This is a genomic window from Bacillus cereus group sp. MYBKT111-2, assembly GCF_051915205.1.
Lineage (GTDB): Bacteria > Bacillota > Bacilli > Bacillales > Bacillaceae_G > Bacillus_A > Bacillus_A paranthracis.
This window is the reverse complement of the sequence record NZ_JBQAEG010000009.1, coordinates 116,971-136,836: the sequence shown is the minus strand read 5'-3', so window position 1 is coordinate 136,836 and position 19,866 is coordinate 116,971. Positions and strand designations below refer to the sequence as shown.

Below are 19,866 nucleotides of genomic sequence, written 5' to 3'. Positions count from 1 at the left end.
CAAACTAGTTTAATACTTTAACTGTAACTGTTTTACGTCCCCAGTTACTTGATGTACCTTTGTCTGGCATTAAAACGTCGATTTTATTTCCTTTAATAGCTCCACCAGTATCACCAGCGATTGCTACTCCGTAACCTTCAACCCATACTTTTGAACCTAATGGAATGACACTTGGATCAACTGCGATTAGTTTCATGTTTGGATTAGCTGTTAAGTTGTGACCTAAAGCTGATTTTACTTGGTCGCCTGCTTTATAACCATTTTCAAGTGGATCTGCTGTATAAGCTGTTGCTACAACGCGTAACTCACGAGAAGATGATGGTGCACTTGTTTCAGTTTCTTTTGCAACAGGTTGTTGTGTAGCTGGTTTTTGAGCTTTAGCCGCTTCACGAGCTTTAGCTGCTTCTTGAGCCTCAGCTGCTTCACGAGCTTTAGCTGCTTCTTGAGCTTTAGCTGCTTCACGAGCTTCAGCTGCTTCTTGAGCTTTAGCTGCTTCACGAGCTTCAGCTGCTTCTTGAGCTTTAGCTGCTTCACGAGCTTTAGCTGCCTCTTGAGCTTTAGCCGCTGCTTGAGCTTCAGCTGCTTCTTGAGCTTTAGCTGCTTCACGAGCTTTAGCTGCTTCTTGAGCCTTAGCTTCTGCTTGAGCTTCAGCTTCTGCTTGAGCTTTAGCTTCTGCCTGAGCTTTAGCTGTCTCTTGAGCCTTAGCTGCTTCACGAGCCTTAGCCGCTGCTTGAGCTTCAGCTGCTTCGCGAGCTTTAGTTGCTTCCTCCGCTTTAGCTTTTGCTTGCGTTTCAGCTACTTCACGAGCTTTAGTTGTTGCCACGGCTTTAGCTGTATCTTGAACTGTAGTTGTTTTTTCAGCTTTAACTACTGGTTGAACTTTAACTGGAGCTTTACCTGTTAAGTAAGGAACGTGAACGTAAGCTGTTTTTCCGTTATATTCAAATTGGATCCAACCATTTTCAACTTGGTGTGTTGTTTCGATTACGTCATCTTGTTTCAATTTCCCAAGAATCTCTGAGTCTGTGTTTGCACCAGCACGTACGTTTAATACGTTAGCTGTTACGTAGTAAGTGTCTTTTGTGTAGTCAGCGCTAATGAAAGCTTCCTTACCGCTATTCAATTTCACTTTTGACCATCCGTTTTCTGTATGTAAAACGTTAACTTTATATCCATCTAATAATTTTCCTACAACTTTTGATTCAGTAGTTGGGTTTTCTCGTACATTTAGTACATCAGTCGTTACGATTGTTTCTGCTTTAGCAGATGTTGTGAAAATCCCAAGACCAAAAACCGCTGCTGTTGCTATACCCATAAATTTTTTCATAATAGCCTCCATTGCATTTGTTTTCGTTGACCTCATTATAGCAACCATTATTTTCTTATTTGCGAAAAACATAAAATTACAAAGCTTTCGTAACGGGTCATTAATATTTTGTAATAATTCCAGTAATATCCTAAAAGCGCTTTCTTATAGTTTTTAGGGGAGGTTAGAGCACATGATGCATAAAAAAGGTAGTATTTCAATTTCTGATAGGTTAATAGTATTTCTATAGTATTACGTAATTGTTTCGTAATCATTACAAAAATGGCGTATTTTGCTGTCGGAACAGAAAAGTAGTTATGTAAAAATAACTATTTTAGTTGTGGAGAAATAAAAATGAGTTGAAATTTAATAAAATATCGCTATAATTGTTACAAAATAAGTCGAGGTATGGAAAAAATTACGCCTTGATTTTCGACTTTCACATAGTATTTTTGCAATAATAGAATTCTATAATAGATTTAGCAGATTAAAATAATGAAAGATGTTTATAACGTGAAACATATATAATAGAAGAAACATGATTTAATAGATAAATAAAAAACGTAGGAGTGTAAACTCCTACGTTTTTGTTTATTCATATCGTAAACATTCAATTGGATCCAGTTTTTCAGCTTTGTTAGCTGGCAGTAAACCGAATATAATACCGATTAACATGGAGATACCTACTGCAAGAAGTCCAAGTTCTTTTGAGACAACGAGTGGCCATCCAGCAAAGATGGAGACGATCCAAGCGAAGAAGATACCGAGCATGAAACCGATGAAACCACCGAGTCCTGTTAAAATACAAGATTCAATTAAGAATTGTGTTAATACTTTACCACGCGTTGCACCAAGTGCTTTACGAATACCAATCTCACGTGTACGCTCTGTTACAGATACAAGCATAATGTTCATTACACCGATACCACCAACAAGTAAGGAGATAGCGGCAATACCACCGAATACCATTTTCATCATACCGATTGATTCATCTAATTGCTTCGTAAATTCACCTAAGTCTTGTGCTTCGAATTTGTGCTCAAATTTAGGAGCTTTCATTTCGTTTAAAACAGAAACGGCTTGTTTTTCTACACTTTTACGTTCGGCCGGAGAGGTCATTGTTAATCTTACAGAGTCATACTCAGTTACTCCTGAAATGACAGGCGCGTTTTCAAGTGATGTATAACCCTCAGGCATAGGCATTCCAAAGTCATTTTTCGTTTCGTATACACCGACTATTTTATACGGCTTTCCTTTTATATCTGCGTATTGATTTGATTCCCAACCACTAAATAATTTGTTGAAAGCTTCTTCATTTAATATAACAGCAGGGATTGCTTGGTTTAGCTCACTGTCGTTTAATTCACGACCGTGAACTAATTTTATCTTCGAATCTGTCATAAAGGCGCCTGTTCCACCTTTTAAATCAAGATTTACATCTTTTGAACCAGCAGATGCTTTTACTTTCATACTTACATCTGGATACACATCTTTGACGCCTGACACAGTTTGCAGTCGGTTTAGCATATCAGCTGTAATTTTGGCATTATCTGTTCCATAGTCAGGATTGTTGTAGTAAATCGTTACTTCGTTATCTTTTCCTTGGCCTAACTCTTTTTTAAACTTTGCATTTGTACCATCACCCATTGAAATGATAGTAATAATGGCACTAATACCGATAATAATTCCTAGCATCGTTAAGATAGAACGCATTTTATGGGCAAAGATAGAGGAAAGGGCCATGCGTATATTTTCACTCGTGTTCAAAATTAACCTCTCCAATCTTGGACGATATTTCCGTCACGAATTACAATTTGACGTGCTGCTGCTTCCCCAATTTCACGATCATGGGTAATCATAATAATTGTTGAGCCTTGTTTATTTAATTCGTAAAAGAGGTCCATAATTTGTGTACTTGTTTTCGTATCAAGTGCTCCCGTCGGTTCATCGGCTAAAATGAATTTCGGGTTATTTACGATTGCACGTGCAACAGCGACACGCTGTTTTTGTCCACCTGATAATTCGTTCGGCAGATGAGTAGCACGATCAGCTAAACCTACTTTTGTTAAAGCAGCTAACGAGCGCTCACGTCTTTCTTTTTTATCGACTCCAGCGTAAATAAGAGGTAGCTCTACATTTTGAAGTGCTGTAAGTCTCGGTAATAACATGAAGTTTTGGAATACGAATCCGATTTCTTTATTACGTACGTGTGCAAGTTCTGTTTCAGACATGTTTGAAATGTTTTGACCAGCTAGTTCGTACGTACCTGTCGTCGGTTTATCTAAACAACCAATAATGTTCATTAATGTTGATTTACCAGAACCAGAAGGTCCCATAATCGAAGTGAATTCTCCTTGGTTCAGTGTTACGTCAATTCCGTGTAATATTTGAACGGACTCTGCACCATTTTGGAAGGATTTCGTGATGCCTTTTAAGTTAATCACTGGGCGACAACCTCCATACCATCTTTTAAGTCTTTTTCAGGTTTAGAAATAATTTCCTCTCCTTTTTTCACTCCAGAAACTTTTGCTTCGCTATCAGTCTCGAATTCAACAGTAACTGCTTGTTCTTTCGCTTTACCGTCTTTTACAACAAACACAACATTTTTATCACCTTTTTTCACGATGCTGCTTTTCGGAACAATTGTACCAGTTGCTTCGCCAGATTTACTTGTTACGTAAACGTGGAAGCCGTTTTGTAATTCTTCACTATTATCTAAAGTGACAGTGAATTGATAGTTAGAAACTGTTTTGTTTTCGTCCATACTCTTTAATGGAGTAAAACCGATTTCTGTTACTTTTCCTGTCCAAGTCTTACCAGCAACGGTTTTTGATGAAACAGTAACTTCTTGCCCAACTTTCATACTAGCAAGCTCATATTCAGAAAGTTGACCTTTTACTTTAAATGGACCAGCATGACGAAGTGTAATACCGCTCATACCTGTTTTTTCGTCAGCGACTTTTACGATATCATCAATTACGCCATCAGCAGGACTCGTTACAGAAAGAGTGTTTACTTTCTCTTTTGCTGCTTTAATCATTTCATCAGCTTTTTCAACTTCAAACTTTTTCATTTCAAGTTGTGATTCTAATTGTCCAACTTCAACTTCTGATGCTTTTAATGCTTCAGCAGGAAGGCCTGCATTTTTATCTTTTTGTAATTTTTGTTTCGCAGCATCAATTTGTTTTTGGAATAATGTTACTTCTTTTTGTGCGATTTTCTTTTGCATTTCTGCTTCTGTTATACCTTGTTTCGCAGCAGGGTCATTGTATTTAAAAAGGAGTTGCCCTTTTTTTACTTCATCACCTTTTTTTACAGCTAATTCATACGTTCCTTTTGTTGGATCGAATGAAATTGTTTCGATGCCGTTTGGAATGACTTCACCGCCAAATTTTTGCGCGTTTTCAATCTGTTTTTCTGTTACTTTATATCCGCTATATGCCATTGCTACTTCTGAACCGCCGCCAGCAAATGCAAAGTATGATCCAGCTGCAATTCCGATTGCTACTACACTAGTAATTAACACTTTATTTTTCTTCTTCATCTATTTATCACCTTTTCGTTCGTTTTAGTATCTACATTAAGTATAGAAGAGGGAAAGAATCTGACAAATCGTTTTAGCTTACAATAACCTTACAGTTTTGTAAGGTATGAATATGTAAATGTAAGGTAGAGCTTGTCCCAGTGTAAGCAAATGAATTGACGCGTGTTTTTTTTCTTACAATAATATTGTATGAAGGAGAGGAGGAAGGAAGATGGAAGCTTATTTTAGTGCGCATCCATTAAAACCGTTTATTCCCTACTCAAGGCAACATGCCATTATATTATTTATTCTGTTGGTGGGAATCGTTTTTTTATATCAATACCAAGATGTATTACGTCAAAATGAGTGGAATATAACGGTTCGATATGCGATTGCATTTCTATTTATAGGGAGTGAAATTGGACTTCATATGTGGGAGTGGAAAGCAGGGATTTTTGAGCTAGCCACTTCATTACCGTTTGAGTTATGTACGATTAGTTTGTTGTTAGCGTCAATTATGATCATAACGAAAAGTTACCGTATATATGAGATTGTATTTTTTACAGGAATTATTGGTGCATCACAAGCCATTTTAACGCCAAACTTGCAATATGCTTTTCCGCATTTTCGGTTCATTGAATATTTTATCGCGCATATATTGCTCATTTGGGCACCGCTCTTTATGACTTGGGTGGAAGGTTATCGTCCGACAGTACAATCTATTAAACGCACAATGATATTTTTAAACATATTGATTCCGCTTGTTTCGTTTGTAAATTACAAAACAGGTGGTAATTATATGTTTTTAGCCCATAAGCCAGAAACAGCTTCATTACTTGATATGTTAGGACCGCATCCTTACTATATTATTTCATTAGAACTCGCAGCGCTTATTGGATGTTTTATTTTGTATATGCCGTTTGCGAAAAGAGAAAAACAGTTACACAAAGAATCGTTAGGGTCATAACCTAGCGATTTTTTATATATTAAATATTTACAATTCAGAAAATTAAGAATAAAATTAAGAGGTAAATTATAGAGAGAGAAGGGCGAAAATGGTCAAAAAAGTATTTTTGAATGGGATGGAAGTGACGTTTCAATTTCTTATTTCGATTTTGGGTATTATTTGTTTAGGGACATTGCCGAAACTATTTTATGGATTTGAGCTGCATGCATCACAGTACATAAAGAGTTTACAAGAAGTGTTTGTGAATTTAATGGACATCTCCAATTTTAAATATGTGGGAGATAAATTTTTATTTCCACAGTTGTTTGTCCATTATAAAGAAACAATTATTATATTTTTAGCTGCTTTTTTCATTTCATTATTTGTAGCATTTTGTATTGTTTATGTAATTATGAGTAGTTCACCGCGTATACAACATCGAATTAAATCATTTCTTATCTTCCTAGAATCCATTCCAGATATCCTTCTTATTTTAGTATCACAAATTTTAGTTGTATGGTTTTTTAAACAAACAGGTTTTTTACCTTTTCAAATTGCTTCAATTGGAGGCGAGTCGATTAGGGGGTTGCCAATATTGTGTTTGAGCATCCCGACTACGATTATGTTTGTAAAAATGATCGTGCTTCGTTTTGAAAATGAACTAGAAAAAGATTATGTACTATTTGCTAAGGCGAAAGGGCTGGGGCGCTTTCATATTTTAAATCGCCATATTTTACGAAATGTGTTGCTTAGTACATTATTCTTTGCGAAAACGAATATCTTTTTTATGTTATCTAATTTATATATTATAGAATGGATTTTTAATACGGGTGGTATTTTTATGTTTTTGAAATCGTATTTCGGTATTAGAGTTGAGGTTTTCATTGTTAGTGTACTTCTTATATATATTCCGATTTTTATTTTATTTAAATTGTTTCATTATCTCATTCCGGCTGCGATGAAGGAGAGATTATAATATGTGGACGTATATAAAACGTGATAAAAGATTTTGGATAAGTATTGGGTTTCTTCTCCTATTAGTTCTTTTGAGCATCGGAAATACGTTATGGAATGATGGACATATTAGACAAGTTACATTGCAATATGATGCGGATGAAAATCCACAAGTGCCACCGTTTCCACCTTCATTACAATTTTTACTCGGGACAGACCGGAAAGGGTATGACCTGTTACATTTAGTCATTGAGGGCGCGAAGTGGACGATTGGTATATCTATTTTAATTGCGGCACTTAGAATGGTAATAGGTGTGTTTTTCGGTGTCGTACTCGGAACGTATATAAAAAGAGGATTTTCAAAAATTGAGGCTTTCTTTGATAGTTTTACAGTTATTCCGACAGTTATGATTGCGTATTTTTTTCTTCAATCTGCAAATACATTTGGAAGCGGAGAGGAGACAACAACCTTTTTTGAAAGGGCTTCGTTTCAAGTGGTATTACTTGTACTGCTTGTAATGCCAGTTATTGCACTGTATGTTGCGAAGGAAGTTCGTAAATTGCGAACGGAAGAATTTGTTGATGCCGCACGCATATTAGGTGGATCGAGAAGACATATTGTTATAAAACATCTTTTTCCGCACCTCTATATGACGTTTATACTCGTATTTCTTCAGCAGTTTACGCAGACTCTTACTATTTTACTGCACTTAGGATTACTTGAAGTGTTCTTTGGTGGGACTGTAATGTTTGGTGGACAAATAAAAGAGGTGGAATCTTATACGCATGAATGGTCAGGTTTAATTGGAGTATACTTTAGGTCATTAACAGTGAATCCGTGGATCCCTCTCGTTCCGATTACATTTTTTGGACTTACTATTTTTTCAGGAAATATGATTGTAAAAAGTATCGAAGAGGCGATGATGAAAGTAAGGTTGGGAGGAGAGATAAAGAAGGACGTTGCAGAAGAGGAACAATCTGCTGTGCAGTCGAAAGAAGAGTTATTTACTTTTAAGCATACGATGTGAAAATAAAAAGAAGCAAGCATGTATTTCATGCTTGCTTCTTTTCTTTATTTTGTAGAAACTTCGCCTTCAGCTTCTGTTTGCGGAATAAAGTATCCGATTATACCACCAATTATTGCTGGAACGATCCAACCGATTCCTAAGTTATAAAAAGGAATCGTGTGTACGATATTAGCGATAAAACTTGGTATCATTCCCACATTATCAAGTGCATGAATACAGCTAATAATGAATGCTGCGATCATTGCTCCGATGTAAACAGAAGGTTTACGTTTCGTATATTTATCGATAAATGATACGAAAATTAAAATGATTGTAATTGGATATAGAATAATTAATACAGGCAAAGTAATTTTAATTAGTAAACTTAATCCTAAGTTTGAAATAATGAAGCTAAAAATACAAACGTATAGTACAAGCTTTTTGTAAGAAACATTTGTTAATACTGTTGCGAAATAGTTTGCAAATGCACTTACAACACCAATTGCTGTTGTTAAACAAGCGAAGATAATGGCGATGCTTAATAAAACATTACCGCTTGTCCCAAAGAAGTGATACATAACAGTTGCTAATAGTTGACCACCGTTCTCGAATTGTCCTAAGTTGCCGTTTGAAGCACCGATATAACCGAGTAAGAAGTACACAATTGTTAAAAATAGAGCGGCAATGCTTCCGCAAATAATTGTATATTTCGCAATTGATTTCTTCTCTTGTATACCGTTTTGGCGAATTGCATTTACAACAATCGTTGATAATACAAGTGCACCGATTGCATCTAACGTTAAAAATCCTTCAAGAAATCCTTTGAAAAATGGAATTTCTTTATAGTCACCAATAGGTTCTGTAAATGTTCCTGGTGAAAGAATTGCTTTTGTTGCCATAATCGCAATAATTCCAAGTAAAATTGGTGTTAATATTTTTCCGATATGATCTACTAATTTTGATGGATTTAATGATAAGAAGTAGACGACTGTAAAGAAAATCGCACTAAAAACTAACATAGAGTACCATTGGTCTGGGAAAAGTGGTGCAATCCCAATTTCGTAAGATACAGATCCAGTTCGTGGAATAACAAATAGTGGGCCGATTGAAAGATAAATAATGATAGCAAATATTGCTGCGAATTTTGGGTGAACACGGCTTGCTAAAGTGTTAAAACTACCACCGGCAAGGGCAACAGCGACGATAGCTAGTAAAGATAAACCGACGTCTGTAATAATAAATCCTGTAATGGAAATCCACATATTTTCTCCGGAAGAAAGGCCGAGAAGGGGCGGGAAAATCATATTACCAGCACCGAAGAAAACTGCGAATAGTAGTAAACTAATCGAAAGTATTTGCGCTGGTTTTAAAGTTGTACGCATATAAAGAAAATCCTCCTAATGAGTGTTTTTGTCGAAAATTCAAATAATTTGTCGAGTAACTGTTATTATTTTAAAGGTCTGATGACTAGAAAGCAATAGGGAATTTTGAAAAAATTAAAAAATAATGCATTAAATCGAATAAATATACTATTTATATGTTTAATAGGAAGGATTTAACTTATAGCGTAAAAAAACACATATCACTAGGATACGTGTTTTAAAAAAATATTTTTTTATCACGTTCTTCTTTTAAAATTTCAACCGCTTCTCGGAAACGTTGTGAATGGACGATTTCTCGTTCACGTAAGAAGCGTAGGCTGTCATTTATATCTGGATCATCTGATAAGTTAATAAGCCATTGATATGTTGCGCGTGCTTTTTCTTCAGCCGCAATATCCTCGTATAGGTCGGCAATTGGATCACCTTTAGCTTGTATATAGGTTGCAGTAAATGGAACACCAGCAGCGTTATGGTAGTGGAGTGCACTATCATGATCAGCGTAATGAGGGTCAAGACCAGCAGCTTTCATTTGTTCAGGAGTCGCATCTTTCGTCAGCTTATAAACCATTGTAGCAATCATTTCAAGGTGAGCAAATTCTTCTGTACCAATATCAGTAAGGAGACCAATGACTTTGTCAGGAATTGTATAACGTTGATTTAAGTAACGGAGTGCAGCAGCTAATTCTCCATCTGCACCGCCGTATTGTTCAATTAATAATTTTGCAAGTGCTGGATTGCAAGTTCCTACTTTAACAGGGTATTGTAATTTTTTTTCATAAATCCACATAGTTTCTCTCCTTTATATTTGCCATGGCCAAGGACCTTTGCTCCATTCCCAAGGGGCATTAGAATAGCTGTTTCCAAACTGTTGGAGTGGCCCGTATTTTTCTTCCATCTTTTGTTTTAATACTCTTCGTTTATAGGAAAAGTCATTAAATTGATTAATCGCGGCAGTGTCATCTGGATGTGTATCTAAATAAAGAGTGAGTTCGACTAGTACAAAGTCTAGTTCTTGAAGCTCCAGTAACAGCTCATAATATTCTTCTGGTAGCGATTGAGTCACGTCAGTAGTCACCGCCCTTTTTTATAAGGATTTTCATAATAGTCATAAAAAACAGGCCATAAAGTTCCTTTTTGGAGTGCTTCTTTTGGCGTGAATTGTGGTAAGTTTGGCGGTTGAAAGCCTAAAAATAAATTAGGAGGAGTAGAATAATATTTTTTTCCGATAGGAGGACAAGGATCGAGAGGACTATGATAGGGCACAAATGATCTCATATATTTATTCACGAATAAACCTCCTTACATGTTCATTACTACGTATTGTATTCAGACATAATGAGCATTTATGACACATATAAAAAAGTAATAGGTACGGGGGGAATGAATGTGGAGACTGTGAAACAATTCATTGTATTGGAAGTGAAAAACTTAAAGGAAACGTTATATTTTTACGAAGGGATTTTAGGAATTAAACCTAGTTTAGAAAGACCACAATTAGATGTAACGGGGGTTTGGTATGATGCCGATTCAACGAGAATTAGTTTTGTTATGAATCGTATGTTAGGTGGGCAGGAAAAAAGTGTTACAGATTCATGTGAGGATTTAACATTTACGATTTCTGACATAGAGAAATTGAAAAAGAAGCTAGCTTTTTATGAAATTTTATATACAGAAAATGAATGCGCGAGGAGTATTGTAGTACAAGACCCAGATGGATATAAACTTCAAGTGGTAGAGAAGGATGAATAGACGGAGGGGATTTGGTGGAGAGAAATTATGAAGAAAGTGCGTTGTTTGAGCATCAATTTTGGCTAAAGGTACTTACTGATCATGCGCAGTTTTTACTTGATGCGTTAGCTCCAAAGGAAAAAGAAGATATAAAGAAAGCTACTTATTTTGTTGAAACATTTACGAATCTGTTAAATAAAGTTCGTAATGTGAATCTTGTGGCATTTTCCAAAGAGGCAGAACAAGCAGCTAAGGAGATCCGGACGTTTAAATTAAATATTATACAGAAACAGTTGGAAGGGAAAATTACAATTCATTTTACGCCGACTTTTATTAATCATATGGTAAACGAAGTGGAAGAGTATATAACGGTTTTAGAGTTTTTGAAGAAGGGGGAAATTCCACCTGTTTTTCATGAACTTCATTATCATCTCGTTTGGTTAACAGATGCAGCTGGTCATGCAGGCTCTATTTCTGGTGGGTTAGATCTTGTTGAAAAAAGATTAAAAGAGAAAAGCGAAGAATTTACGAAGCATTTTGAACAATTTTACTTAAAGGCGGTTGAGATGACTGGATATTTACGAACAGAGCTTCATCATTTTCCTGCATTAAAGAAGTTTACAAAAGATGTTTCACTTGAACTAAAATTATTTTCACATTTTTTACATGAAGTGGAAGAGCTTGAGTTATCAAATGAAGTATTAAGTGTATTATCAGCGAGAATGGCAGATCATATGGCAAGGGAAGAATGTTATTATTTATTAAAATTAGCTCAATCATCTGGACTCGAAATGCCGAAATGTAATCCGCTTTAAAGAAAAAGAGGTCAATTTTATTTGGCCTCTTTTTCTGTTTTATTGTCTCTTTTTATTTTTGCTTGTTCAATACTTGCTTGTAATGTCTCCATGATATTGATGATGTTTGGAGTAGGAGAGATTGTTTCCGTTTTTTCTTGTTGTTCAATTTTCTCTTCGATTAATTCGGTAAGGGCTTCTTTATACTCATCTGTATACATTTCTTGTTCAAAAGGATTTGTAAGGTGGTGAATTAAGTTGATTGCTGCGGTGAGTTCTTGTTTTTGGATAGGATAATTTTCATTACTTGGTAAGTTAGGTGTATTTGTGATATCGCGAATTTCATTAGGGTAGTGAATAGTTTGCAACATAAGTCCATCTTCAAAGTTACGGATAATAGCTAAATGTTGTTTTTTTCTAATGGAAATATGGATAAGACCAAGTTTATTCGTACGTTCAAGAGCTTCTTTTAATAATAGATACGATTTTTCGTGTCCTGGAGTAGGGCCTATAAAATAAGAACGATCATAGAGAACAGAATCAATTTCGTTATTTTGGATAAAAGATATAATACGAATAGATCGTGGTTCGTGAGCTTTTTGCAACGCAGATAATTCTTTTTCATCCATAATAATGTACTTATGAGGTGCGTATTCATAGGCTTTTACAATATCTTTATCATTGACTTCTTCATCTGTACAATCGGGAGCGAATTTTTTATATTTAATAGGTGTTAAGCATTCTTTATGGAGACTTAAAAATTTTATGTCGTTTTCTTCTACGGCGCTATATAGTTTAATTCCTATATTTAATAGTCCAAGTGAAAGTGCACCTTTCCATACGGTATGCAAATGAAATCTCTCCTTTCATTCAAAAATGATTATGTATATTATGAGATAGTAAGAAATTTCCTATGCGTTTTTTGTTTTTTTACGGAAGGGATTGGAATATAAAAGATATTGACAAGCCCTCTAAAATATTTTAATGTGATTGTATAAAATTGTGTATATAAAGGGGAGTAACTTATTACAGTAAAGTCGTCATTACAGGGAGAAACCCTCGGCTTTATTGGCAACGTTTCGTTGTTAGTGAGACCTTTACCAGCAATGGTAAAGGCCCCTTATTGTCTTTTTTAGGACCCTTACCATATTTGGTAGGGGCCTTTTTGTATACAAAGAGAGGAGAAATAAAAATGAAAAAACTTATTAGTAGATTAAGAGTTGTATTTCATGTTCGCCGATTTGTTCCATTCCTATTTGACTTTTTTACTTCAAAAGAGGTTTCAATAAAGAAGAAAATCTTATCCATTGCTTTTTTAGTTGGTTATGTAACGATGCCGCTCGATTTAATTCCAGACTTCTTACCGTTCATCGGTATTTTAGATGATATTGGGATTGTGTTATTTATTTTGAACCGAATTGTAAAAATGGCTCCAGTTCAATTACAAGAAAAGCATAACGTAAATGTAGGATAGGAGTTAAAATATGGAGCAAATTATTTTAGATATAATTGAGTTTTTAAAGCAGTTTTCTTATTTTGGAGTTGTATTGGCTTTAACGTTTGAATTTATTCCCGCAGAAGTCGTTTTGCCTATGGTTGGATATTGGGTGTACGAGGGTGATATGAATTTTTGGCTAGCTGTATTAGCTGGAACGCTTGGCGGAACGACAGGACCGTTAACGTTATACGCACTCGGTTATTACGGTGGTCGTCCTCTATTAATAAAGTACGGGAAATACTTCTTTATTAAAGAAGAACAAATTCAAAAAGCAGATGATTTCTTTGAGAAATATGGACCAGTTGTAGCATTTGTTGGACGCTTTGTACCTGGCGTTCGAACGCTTATTTCTGTTCCATGTGGTATGGCGAAAATGAACATATGGAAATTTAGTATATATACATTTGTAGCAATGTTCCCGTTAACAACTTTATATGTCTATTTTGGAATGAAATTAGGTCCGCATTGGGAAAAAGCGGCGGATGTTGTGGGGCAATATATGCTACCGATATTACTAGTCGTCGTTATCGTTGTCGGTGGTATAGTAACCTATAAATTTATGAAAAAAAGGAACAGCACTGAATCTATCTAGTCATTGATATTTGTATATTTTTTGAAAATAGATGAATAGTACAGGCAAAAGACTCTGAAGGACATACACATATAGGGAATATAAAAGAGAGAGGGGAAACAACTATGTCTTGTGAGTGCTCAGGGGCAGCATTAACTTGTTGTCCAGATAAAAATTATGTACAAGATAAAGTGTGTAGTCCGTGGTCTGCTACTGTAGTTGCAACAGCAATTGATAATGTTCTCTATACAAATAATATTAACCAAAACGTAGTGGGGACTGGTTTTGTTAAATATGATGTTGGACCAGGACCAATTACTGTAGAGGCGCTTGATTCTGCTGGTACTGTAATAGATACACAAACATTAAACCCAGGAACGAGTATCGGGTTTACGTATCGGCGTTTTGACATTATACAAGTTGTATTACCTGCAACACCTGCTGGAACGTATCAGGGAGAATTTTGTATTACAACACGTTATCCACTTTCATAGCAGAATAGGAGAGGATTAAAATGGGAATGAGAAGTTCCAGTTTGTCTTGTTGTTCTAATAAAACGCTTGTACAAGATCAAGTATGTACAGACTGGTCTATTACAGGTGCTGGTACTCAAATTGTATATACAAATAATATCACGCAAGAAGTATATGGTTCAGGTTACGTGAAATATGATGTAGGTGCGGCTCCAATTACAGTTGATTTTTTAGTAGGTGCTACAGTAATTGATACAATTACCGTACAACCACAAAGTAGTGGTACTTTCACTGTACGATATTTTACGACTGTTCGAATTACTACAACAGGAACAACTGTTAATCAAGGTGAGTTTTGTATTACAGTACGTTATCCGATTTCATAAAAAAGCATACCGCAAATGGTATGCTTTTTTAATTGAGGAAGTAATAAGATTGGTATTTTATAAACAACATGTAAATTGGCAACAGTACTTGCCTTCTAAATATAGTGAAGGATTATGTTGGATATTAGCAATATTAACTGACTGTAAGTCTTTTCCTGTGTACGATATTGTATTACCAGGAAACACAGTGAAAATATTGGTTACTGCTCCAACGATTTCAATGGTAATTGCTTCTGTGCTGCTAGTACTATTGTAAACCGAGACAGTGCCTGATATAGGCAGCATTCCATCACTTTGCCACAGTATCATCGATTGTGATTCATCTTTGGCGGAGGGAATGTTGTTATTCGTTATAAGGAAATTTCCTGCAAATTCATTTGTTACTCGCTCGCAATCTGGATCTGGAGGAGGGGGAGGTGGACAAGGATCTGGGCAAATGATAGACAAAGGAGCAAAACAGCCAATGTTTTTTTTATTCTTCAATACAACCCCCTCCTTTTTAAGTAGTCTTTTACTACTATTAAATGTGGAAGCATGGCCGATGTGTTAAGAATGGATAAAAAAAATAAAATCGTGATAGTTTCATAGGCTTATATCTCTTCATAGTTTTTATAGGAAAAAGTTAGTTATCTATTAGACAAAAAGTACTTGTTTTATGTAAATGTGGCATTTAATATAAAATTGACTGTATATTTACAAAATTTAAACAAAATAAATTTTTAGTTTAAATTAAGTTAATATATGTTCGATACAATAACCAATGTAATTAATTTATTATATGAGGGGGATTCATGTGGAAAGAACAGCTTTACGCAAAGTAAAAGGTCTTATTGGATTATTAATGGTTTTTGTATTAGCATTTGTATCATTTCCGTGGGGTACATCAGTTAAAGCGGAAGAGAAGAAGCAAGAAAAGGCACCGAGTGAGAAGAAGATCGTTTTTCCGGTTGTAAGTGATGTACATATTAAGAATAGTGGAACAGATGATACGTTTCGTTGGAAACGAGCAATCGAGCAACTAAATACACTTGCACCTAAACAAGATGCGTTTGTAATTGTGGGAGATTTTACTGATTCAGGATCACTGCAACAATATGATCGTTTCATGCAAGTGTATAATGAAAATGCAAATAAAGATGCTGTGCGAATGAATTCTCTTGGTAACCATGATTATTGGAACGGTTTATCTGTAGAGGGCGCACAGAAGCGTTTCTTAGAAAAAACAGGAATGGAATCGATTTACTATCACAAAGTGGTAAAAGGGTATCATTTCCTTGTCATGTCTCCGGAAGATGGGACAACTCATGGATATTATTCAGACAAGCAAATTAATTGGTTAAAAGAAGAAATGGCAAAGGCACAAAAAGATGATCCAGAAAAACCAATTTTCGTATTTTTACACCAACATATTAAAGATACAGTATACGGTAGCCAAGAGTGGGGAACAAAAGATAGTGCGAAAATTAACGAGGTGTTAAAAGAATATCCACAGGTTATTACGTTTTCAGGACATTCACATTATCCGTTAGATGATCCGAGATCGATTCATCAAAAAGACTTTACATCAGTTGGTACATCTTCAGTAAGTTATATGGAAGTTGAAGGTGGTAAAGTACAAGGGACGATCCCGCCAGGAGCTAGTACATTAAGCCAAGGTTTATTAGTAGAAGTAGATGATGAAGAAGTAACGATCAATCGTCGTGATTTCCATACAAATTCTTGGACAGGTGAGCCTTGGAAAATTAAATTACCAGCAAAGAAAGAAACTTTTACACATGTAGAAGATCGTGATAAAGAAAAACCTTACTTTGCTAAGGATGCAAAGCTTTCGGTATCAAATGTAACAGAAAATGCGGCAACAGTAACATTCCCACAAGCGTTGGATAACCTTCTTGTTCACTCTTATCGTGTACAAGCTAGAGATAAGCAAACGGGCGAAATAAAGAATAAATTGTTAGCATTCTCAGAGTTTTATCGTGATCCAGTACCAAAAGATCTTACGTTTACGCTTGCAGGATTAGATGGTGGAAAAACATATATGCTTGAAGTAGTTGCAATCGATTCGTTCGGTAATGAAAGTGCGCAGCCGTTAACGGCAGAAGTTACTACGAAAAAAGATAATATTGATCCGAATGTAAAAGTGCCAAAGGCAGATGTTTTTGATGTGAATTTCTTAGATGGTACATTTAAAGATAATTCATCGTTTGGAACGAAGGGCGATGTGAAAGGGAATGTATCTATTGCATACGATAAAGCTTTAAAAACAAATGTAATGAAATTGAATGGACAAGCTAATACATTTGGATACCTTCCATTTTCAGCAGCACAAAAAGAGAAAGTAGCAAATACGTTCACGCTAGAAACTGTATTTTCAATGAATGAAATTCGCGGACAAGGTATTTTGCAAAATACAGAGAGTGGCGGAATTGGTTTTGAATCTACAGGAAGTGGATATGTTGAATTATGGGCTCACATTGGCGGCAGTTATAAACGCGTTGGCGTTCAATTAGAAGCAAACAAAACATATCACTTAACAGGAACGTATAACGGAAGTGAAGTAGCTATTTATGTAGATGGTAAAAAAGTAAATAGCCAACCGGCTACAGGAAAAGTGTATCATCCAAATGTACCATTTGCACTTGGAGCGGATCCTGATAGCAATGGAAATGGCGGTATTCCGTTAAATGGACAAATCGCACTTGCAAGATTATATAGTAAAGCGTTAAGTTCTTCAGAAGTATTAGCGGCGTACAATGAGTTTTCTAACCGTACGAAATTAGAGCAAGTAAATGCGTTATTTGAAGAGCTTGGAAAAGTAAAAGAAGTGCTAGCTGGTACGTATGAGTTTGGTGATAAGCCAGGTCAATATTCAAAGGAAGCATTTCAAGAATTAGAGAAAAGCTATAATAATGCAAAGCAAGCATTTGAAAATGTAGGGAGTACGGGAGAGCAAATCGTTCAAACGTATAACGAATTAAAAACAGCTAATGTAACATTTGTACAATCTAAAGTAGTAGAACAACCGAAAACACCGAAAGAAAAATTACAAATCAATATTGAATCTGCAAAAGCAGTAGTGAAAAAAGCGCAAGCTGCAAATGTAACGGACGGTTCAGTGAAAGCACTGAGTCAAAAAATTACAGTGGCCGAAGCTGTAGTGAAAGATGTAAAAGTAAAAGATGCACAAGTAGAAACGATGAATCGTACATTAGAGTATACGATTTCACTTGTTGAAAAAAGCATAAACAAATAAGAGAGAAGAAAAGAAGCTTATCATGATAGGCTTCTTTTTTGTTATACTAAAAATAGCATAGAATGAAGGAGCGAATAATTTGGAAGAGAAAAAGCTAAAAAGAATTCTTGAATATGTATGGATCGCGGTTGTGCTCCTTGTAGGATATTATTTCTTAAAAGAAAAAAGTATATGGGTTCTATTTTTAATGACGTTTTTATTAGCGGGTTTAGGCACGTTATTTATTAATTTCTTCTTTGATAGTTTAAATGCATGGAAGAAGAAAAAGAAGGGAACGAAGTAAAGGAGGGAATATATGCAAAAGTGGAAGCTCATATATCAGGTGATTATTTTCCTATTACTTGTAGGTATTGGAATTGTGAAATACGCAACGCCAATAGGAAATTGGGCATCGTTTACAGCTTGCATCGGCATATTTTTCATTTTACAATCGTTAACGAAAAAATATAATAGTACAGAAAAATAGCTCGCCGCTAAAACGGCGAGCTATTTTGTTATGCTTTTTTCTTTTCATCATTCGTTTTTTCGGTAGCTAAGTGACTATGCTTTCTAGAGTAGAAGAAATAGAAGCATAAGCCGACTATAAGCCAAACGGCAAAGCTAATCCATGTTGTTTTAGACAAATTGATCATTAAATATAAGCAGCAAAGAATTGCGACAACTGGTAGTACAGGTACGAAAGGTGTGCGGAATCCGCGTTTTAAGTCAGGGTGTGTTTTTCGTAAAATAAGTACTGCGCAGCAAACGAATGTGAAGGCTGTTAATGTCCCGATGTTTACTAAATTCGCTAATACGTGCAGATCTAAAAGTCCTGCTAATAAAGCGGCAACAACACCAGTAATCCACGTGTTTAATAAAGGGATTTTCACTCTTTTATTTACACGTGCTAACGCTTTTGGAAGTAAACCGTCACGGCTCATCGCATACGAAACGCGAACTTGTCCATACATAACGACTAAGAGAACGGTTGTCATTCCAGTCATCGCTCCAACAGCGAGTAGTCCGGCAATTGTATCCTCGCCAACGAAATGCAAGGCAAATGCAACTGGATCAGAAACATCTAATTGTGTATAAGGAACCATACCTGTTAAAACGAAAGATACAATCATATATAAAACAGTACAAATAAGAAGGGAACCGATAATGCCGATTGGTAAATCGCGCTGTGGTTTTTTCGTTTCTTCCGCAGCGGTTGCGATTGCATCAAAGCCTAAGAAGGCGAAGAATACAGTAGCAGCTCCAGTAATAATACCATCGTACCCGAATGGAATGAACGGCGTCCAATTTTCAGGCTTTACATATTTTGCGCCTGCTACGATAAAGGCGATAATAACAGCCAATTTAATAAGAACCATAATATTATTAATGCGTGCGCTTTCACGTATACCAAAACTTAAAAGACCTGTAATGAGTAGTAAAATACAAACAGCTGGTAAATCGATGAGACCACCTTTTCCTACGCCAGGGGCCGAGGCGATTATGGCGGGCAGATGAACGTTAAACCCTTGTAGTAAAGATTGTAAATAACCAGACCAACCGACAGCTACTGCTGCGACGGCAAGTAAATATTCGAGCATTAAACACCATCCGACGATGAAGGCGACGACTTCACCGACTGTCATGTATGCGTAAGTATACACACTTCCTGAGACAGGAATAGAAGAAGCAAATTCGGCATAACAAAAGGCTACACAAGCACAAGTAAATGCAGCAATAAGAAATGATAGCATAATACCAGGACCAGAATGTTTCGCTGCAACAATACCTGTTAATACAAATATCCCTGTCCCAATTACGGCGCCAATTCCTAAAAACGTTAAATCAAGTGCGGTTAATGTTCTTTGTAGTTGTCGTGGTGATTCAGTAGTAATCGCCTTTTTTCGTAATAATGACTTCACTTTGGACTCTCCCCCGTTTTTTCATTGCCATAACTGCGAATGTAGTATGAGCCCACTAGAAAAGAGTATGTAAGGAAATGGAGGTACAGTTATGGTGCATAGTTTTTTAAAATTGCTGGATTAATCTTAATATAATTCAGAATATTT

The 19,866-nt window shown here is 35.8% G+C and carries 23 protein-coding genes; 12 read left to right on the top strand and 11 right to left on the bottom strand.

Features of this window, described 5'->3' with window-relative positions:
• Positions 1–4: 4 nt before the first annotated feature.
• The 4 genes from entC to ACTFNE_RS22065 all read right to left on the bottom strand — a co-directional run bounded on the left by entC (position 5) and on the right by ACTFNE_RS22065 (position 4,850).
• Positions 5–1,450, bottom strand: coding sequence for a cell wall-binding protein EntC (gene entC, locus ACTFNE_RS22080; RefSeq protein WP_270705362.1), 1,446 nt, complete (start codon positions 1,448–1,450; stop codon positions 5–7).
• A 447-nt stretch (positions 1,451–1,897) separates the two neighbouring features.
• Positions 1,898–3,049, bottom strand: a complete 1,152-nt coding sequence (locus ACTFNE_RS22075; protein WP_439998358.1) for an ABC transporter permease — start codon at positions 3,047–3,049, stop codon at positions 1,898–1,900.
• Between the two features lie 26 nt (positions 3,050–3,075).
• A complete protein-coding gene (locus ACTFNE_RS22070) occupies positions 3,076–3,750 on the bottom strand; it encodes an ABC transporter ATP-binding protein (protein WP_000609100.1) in 675 nt (224 codons plus the stop codon).
• Positions 3,747–4,850 (bottom strand): efflux RND transporter periplasmic adaptor subunit, encoded by a 1,104-nt coding sequence (locus ACTFNE_RS22065; RefSeq protein WP_046198854.1) that lies wholly within the window; start codon positions 4,848–4,850, stop codon positions 3,747–3,749. Before ACTFNE_RS22065 ends, ACTFNE_RS22070 begins: the two co-directional genes overlap by 4 nt.
• A 211-nt stretch (positions 4,851–5,061) precedes the next feature.
• On the opposite strand from ACTFNE_RS22065, the gene ACTFNE_RS22060 reads away from it, so the two are divergent.
• The 3 genes from ACTFNE_RS22060 to ACTFNE_RS22050 all read left to right on the top strand — a co-directional run bounded on the left by ACTFNE_RS22060 (position 5,062) and on the right by ACTFNE_RS22050 (position 7,757).
• Complete coding sequence (locus ACTFNE_RS22060; protein WP_046198853.1) at positions 5,062–5,796, top strand: YwaF family protein; 735 nt, start codon at positions 5,062–5,064, stop codon at positions 5,794–5,796.
• An 88-nt stretch (positions 5,797–5,884) separates the two neighbouring features.
• Complete coding sequence (locus ACTFNE_RS22055; protein ID WP_000239660.1) at positions 5,885–6,751, top strand: ABC transporter permease subunit; 867 nt, start codon at positions 5,885–5,887, stop codon at positions 6,749–6,751.
• Position 6,752: 1 nt separating this feature from the next.
• The gene (locus tag ACTFNE_RS22050; RefSeq protein WP_000269959.1) at positions 6,753–7,757 is read left to right on the top strand and encodes an ABC transporter permease; all 1,005 of its coding nucleotides are present in this window, start codon (positions 6,753–6,755) and stop codon (positions 7,755–7,757) included.
• 44 nt (positions 7,758–7,801) lie between these two features.
• Here the strand turns inward: ACTFNE_RS22050 and brnQ2 are convergent, their stop codons facing one another.
• From brnQ2 to ACTFNE_RS22030, 4 genes are all read right to left on the bottom strand, one after another.
• Complete coding sequence (gene brnQ2 / locus ACTFNE_RS22045) at positions 7,802–9,118, bottom strand: branched-chain amino acid transport system II carrier protein BrnQ2 (RefSeq protein ID WP_046198852.1); 1,317 nt, start codon at positions 9,116–9,118, stop codon at positions 7,802–7,804.
• Between the two features lie 217 nt (positions 9,119–9,335).
• Positions 9,336–9,905, bottom strand: a complete 570-nt coding sequence (cotJC, locus tag ACTFNE_RS22040) for a spore coat protein CotJC (protein WP_000265273.1) — start codon at positions 9,903–9,905, stop codon at positions 9,336–9,338.
• Between the two features lie 12 nt (positions 9,906–9,917).
• The gene (locus ACTFNE_RS22035) at positions 9,918–10,181 is read right to left on the bottom strand and encodes a spore coat protein CotJB (RefSeq protein WP_000194490.1); all 264 of its coding nucleotides are present in this window, start codon (positions 10,179–10,181) and stop codon (positions 9,918–9,920) included.
• A gap of 8 nt (positions 10,182–10,189) precedes the next feature.
• Positions 10,190–10,405 carry a spore coat associated protein CotJA gene (locus ACTFNE_RS22030; protein WP_001046257.1) on the bottom strand — a complete coding sequence of 72 codons (216 nt, stop codon included), beginning with the start codon at positions 10,403–10,405 and terminating at the stop codon, positions 10,190–10,192.
• A 48-nt stretch (positions 10,406–10,453) separates the two neighbouring features.
• Between ACTFNE_RS22030 and ACTFNE_RS22025 the strand changes: the two genes are divergently transcribed.
• Positions 10,454–10,867, top strand: a complete 414-nt coding sequence (locus tag ACTFNE_RS22025) for a VOC family protein (protein ID WP_001996766.1) — start codon at positions 10,454–10,456, stop codon at positions 10,865–10,867.
• 14 nt (positions 10,868–10,881) lie between these two features.
• The gene (locus tag ACTFNE_RS22020) at positions 10,882–11,661 is read left to right on the top strand and encodes a DUF2935 domain-containing protein (RefSeq protein ID WP_046198851.1); all 780 of its coding nucleotides are present in this window, start codon (positions 10,882–10,884) and stop codon (positions 11,659–11,661) included.
• Positions 11,662–11,678: 17 nt separating this feature from the next.
• Here ACTFNE_RS22020 and ku read toward each other — a convergent pair whose 3' ends face one another.
• Positions 11,679–12,491 (bottom strand): non-homologous end joining protein Ku, encoded by an 813-nt coding sequence (gene ku / locus ACTFNE_RS22015; RefSeq protein ID WP_046198850.1) that lies wholly within the window; start codon positions 12,489–12,491, stop codon positions 11,679–11,681.
• A 341-nt stretch (positions 12,492–12,832) separates the two neighbouring features.
• Here ku and ACTFNE_RS22010 point away from each other — a divergent pair, with 341 nt between their 5' ends.
• The 4 genes from ACTFNE_RS22010 to ACTFNE_RS21995 all read left to right on the top strand — a co-directional run bounded on the left by ACTFNE_RS22010 (position 12,833) and on the right by ACTFNE_RS21995 (position 14,568).
• Positions 12,833–13,114, top strand: a complete 282-nt coding sequence (locus ACTFNE_RS22010; protein WP_000733846.1) for a YkvA family protein — start codon at positions 12,833–12,835, stop codon at positions 13,112–13,114.
• 10 nt (positions 13,115–13,124) lie between these two features.
• Complete coding sequence (locus ACTFNE_RS22005) at positions 13,125–13,730, top strand: DedA family protein (protein ID WP_046198848.1); 606 nt, start codon at positions 13,125–13,127, stop codon at positions 13,728–13,730.
• A 104-nt stretch (positions 13,731–13,834) separates the two neighbouring features.
• Positions 13,835–14,203: a DUF3992 domain-containing protein gene (locus ACTFNE_RS22000; RefSeq protein ID WP_001277529.1), complete on the top strand. Its 369-nt coding sequence runs from the start codon at positions 13,835–13,837 to the stop codon at positions 14,201–14,203.
• Between the two features lie 20 nt (positions 14,204–14,223).
• Positions 14,224–14,568, top strand: coding sequence for a DUF3992 domain-containing protein (locus tag ACTFNE_RS21995; RefSeq protein ID WP_000525809.1), 345 nt, complete (start codon positions 14,224–14,226; stop codon positions 14,566–14,568).
• A 57-nt stretch (positions 14,569–14,625) separates the two neighbouring features.
• Here the strand turns inward: ACTFNE_RS21995 and ACTFNE_RS21990 are convergent, their stop codons facing one another.
• Positions 14,626–15,051: an S-Ena type endospore appendage gene (locus ACTFNE_RS21990; RefSeq protein ID WP_000791313.1), complete on the bottom strand. Its 426-nt coding sequence runs from the start codon at positions 15,049–15,051 to the stop codon at positions 14,626–14,628.
• A 310-nt stretch (positions 15,052–15,361) separates the two neighbouring features.
• Here ACTFNE_RS21990 and ACTFNE_RS21985 point away from each other — a divergent pair, with 310 nt between their 5' ends.
• The 3 genes from ACTFNE_RS21985 to ACTFNE_RS21975 all read left to right on the top strand — a co-directional run bounded on the left by ACTFNE_RS21985 (position 15,362) and on the right by ACTFNE_RS21975 (position 18,287).
• Entirely contained in the window at positions 15,362–17,821 is a 2,460-nt protein-coding gene (locus ACTFNE_RS21985; protein ID WP_046198847.1) for a LamG-like jellyroll fold domain-containing protein, read from the top strand.
• Between the two features lie 79 nt (positions 17,822–17,900).
• Positions 17,901–18,104, top strand: a complete 204-nt coding sequence (locus ACTFNE_RS21980) for a hypothetical protein (RefSeq protein ID WP_000391504.1) — start codon at positions 17,901–17,903, stop codon at positions 18,102–18,104.
• 12 nt (positions 18,105–18,116) lie between these two features.
• On the top strand, positions 18,117–18,287 hold the full coding sequence (locus ACTFNE_RS21975) for a hypothetical protein (protein WP_001174836.1): 171 nt from the start codon (positions 18,117–18,119) through the stop codon (positions 18,285–18,287).
• Between the two features lie 28 nt (positions 18,288–18,315).
• Here ACTFNE_RS21975 and ACTFNE_RS21970 read toward each other — a convergent pair whose 3' ends face one another.
• On the bottom strand, positions 18,316–19,719 hold the full coding sequence (locus ACTFNE_RS21970) for an amino acid permease (RefSeq protein ID WP_046198846.1): 1,404 nt from the start codon (positions 19,717–19,719) through the stop codon (positions 18,316–18,318).
• Between the last annotated feature and the right edge of the window lie 147 nt (positions 19,720–19,866).

Bases quoted from the DNA above. Each gene is read 5' to 3' on its own strand.
- ACTFNE_RS22075 (WP_439998358.1), bottom strand. From the start codon at position 3,049: ATGGCCCTTTCCTCTATCTTTGCCCATAAAATGCGTTCTATCTTAACG.
- ACTFNE_RS22065 (WP_046198854.1), bottom strand. From the start codon at position 4,850: ATGAAGAAGAAAAATAAAGTGTTAATTACTAGTGTAGTAGCAATCGGA.
- ACTFNE_RS22060 (WP_046198853.1), top strand. From the start codon at position 5,062: ATGGAAGCTTATTTTAGTGCGCATCCATTAAAACCGTTTATTCCCTAC.
- ACTFNE_RS22055 (WP_000239660.1), top strand. From the start codon at position 5,885: ATGGTCAAAAAAGTATTTTTGAATGGGATGGAAGTGACGTTTCAATTT.
- ACTFNE_RS22050 (WP_000269959.1), top strand. From the start codon at position 6,753: ATGTGGACGTATATAAAACGTGATAAAAGATTTTGGATAAGTATTGGG.
- brnQ2 (WP_046198852.1), bottom strand. From the start codon at position 9,118: ATGCGTACAACTTTAAAACCAGCGCAAATACTTTCGATTAGTTTACTA.
- cotJC (WP_000265273.1), bottom strand. From the start codon at position 9,905: ATGTGGATTTATGAAAAAAAATTACAATACCCTGTTAAAGTAGGAACT.
- ACTFNE_RS22025 (WP_001996766.1), top strand. From the start codon at position 10,454: ATGAGCATTTATGACACATATAAAAAAGTAATAGGTACGGGGGGAATG.
- ACTFNE_RS22010 (WP_000733846.1), top strand. From the start codon at position 12,833: ATGAAAAAACTTATTAGTAGATTAAGAGTTGTATTTCATGTTCGCCGA.
- ACTFNE_RS22005 (WP_046198848.1), top strand. From the start codon at position 13,125: ATGGAGCAAATTATTTTAGATATAATTGAGTTTTTAAAGCAGTTTTCT.
- ACTFNE_RS22000 (WP_001277529.1), top strand. From the start codon at position 13,835: ATGTCTTGTGAGTGCTCAGGGGCAGCATTAACTTGTTGTCCAGATAAA.
- ACTFNE_RS21995 (WP_000525809.1), top strand. From the start codon at position 14,224: ATGGGAATGAGAAGTTCCAGTTTGTCTTGTTGTTCTAATAAAACGCTT.
- ACTFNE_RS21975 (WP_001174836.1), top strand. From the start codon at position 18,117: ATGCAAAAGTGGAAGCTCATATATCAGGTGATTATTTTCCTATTACTT.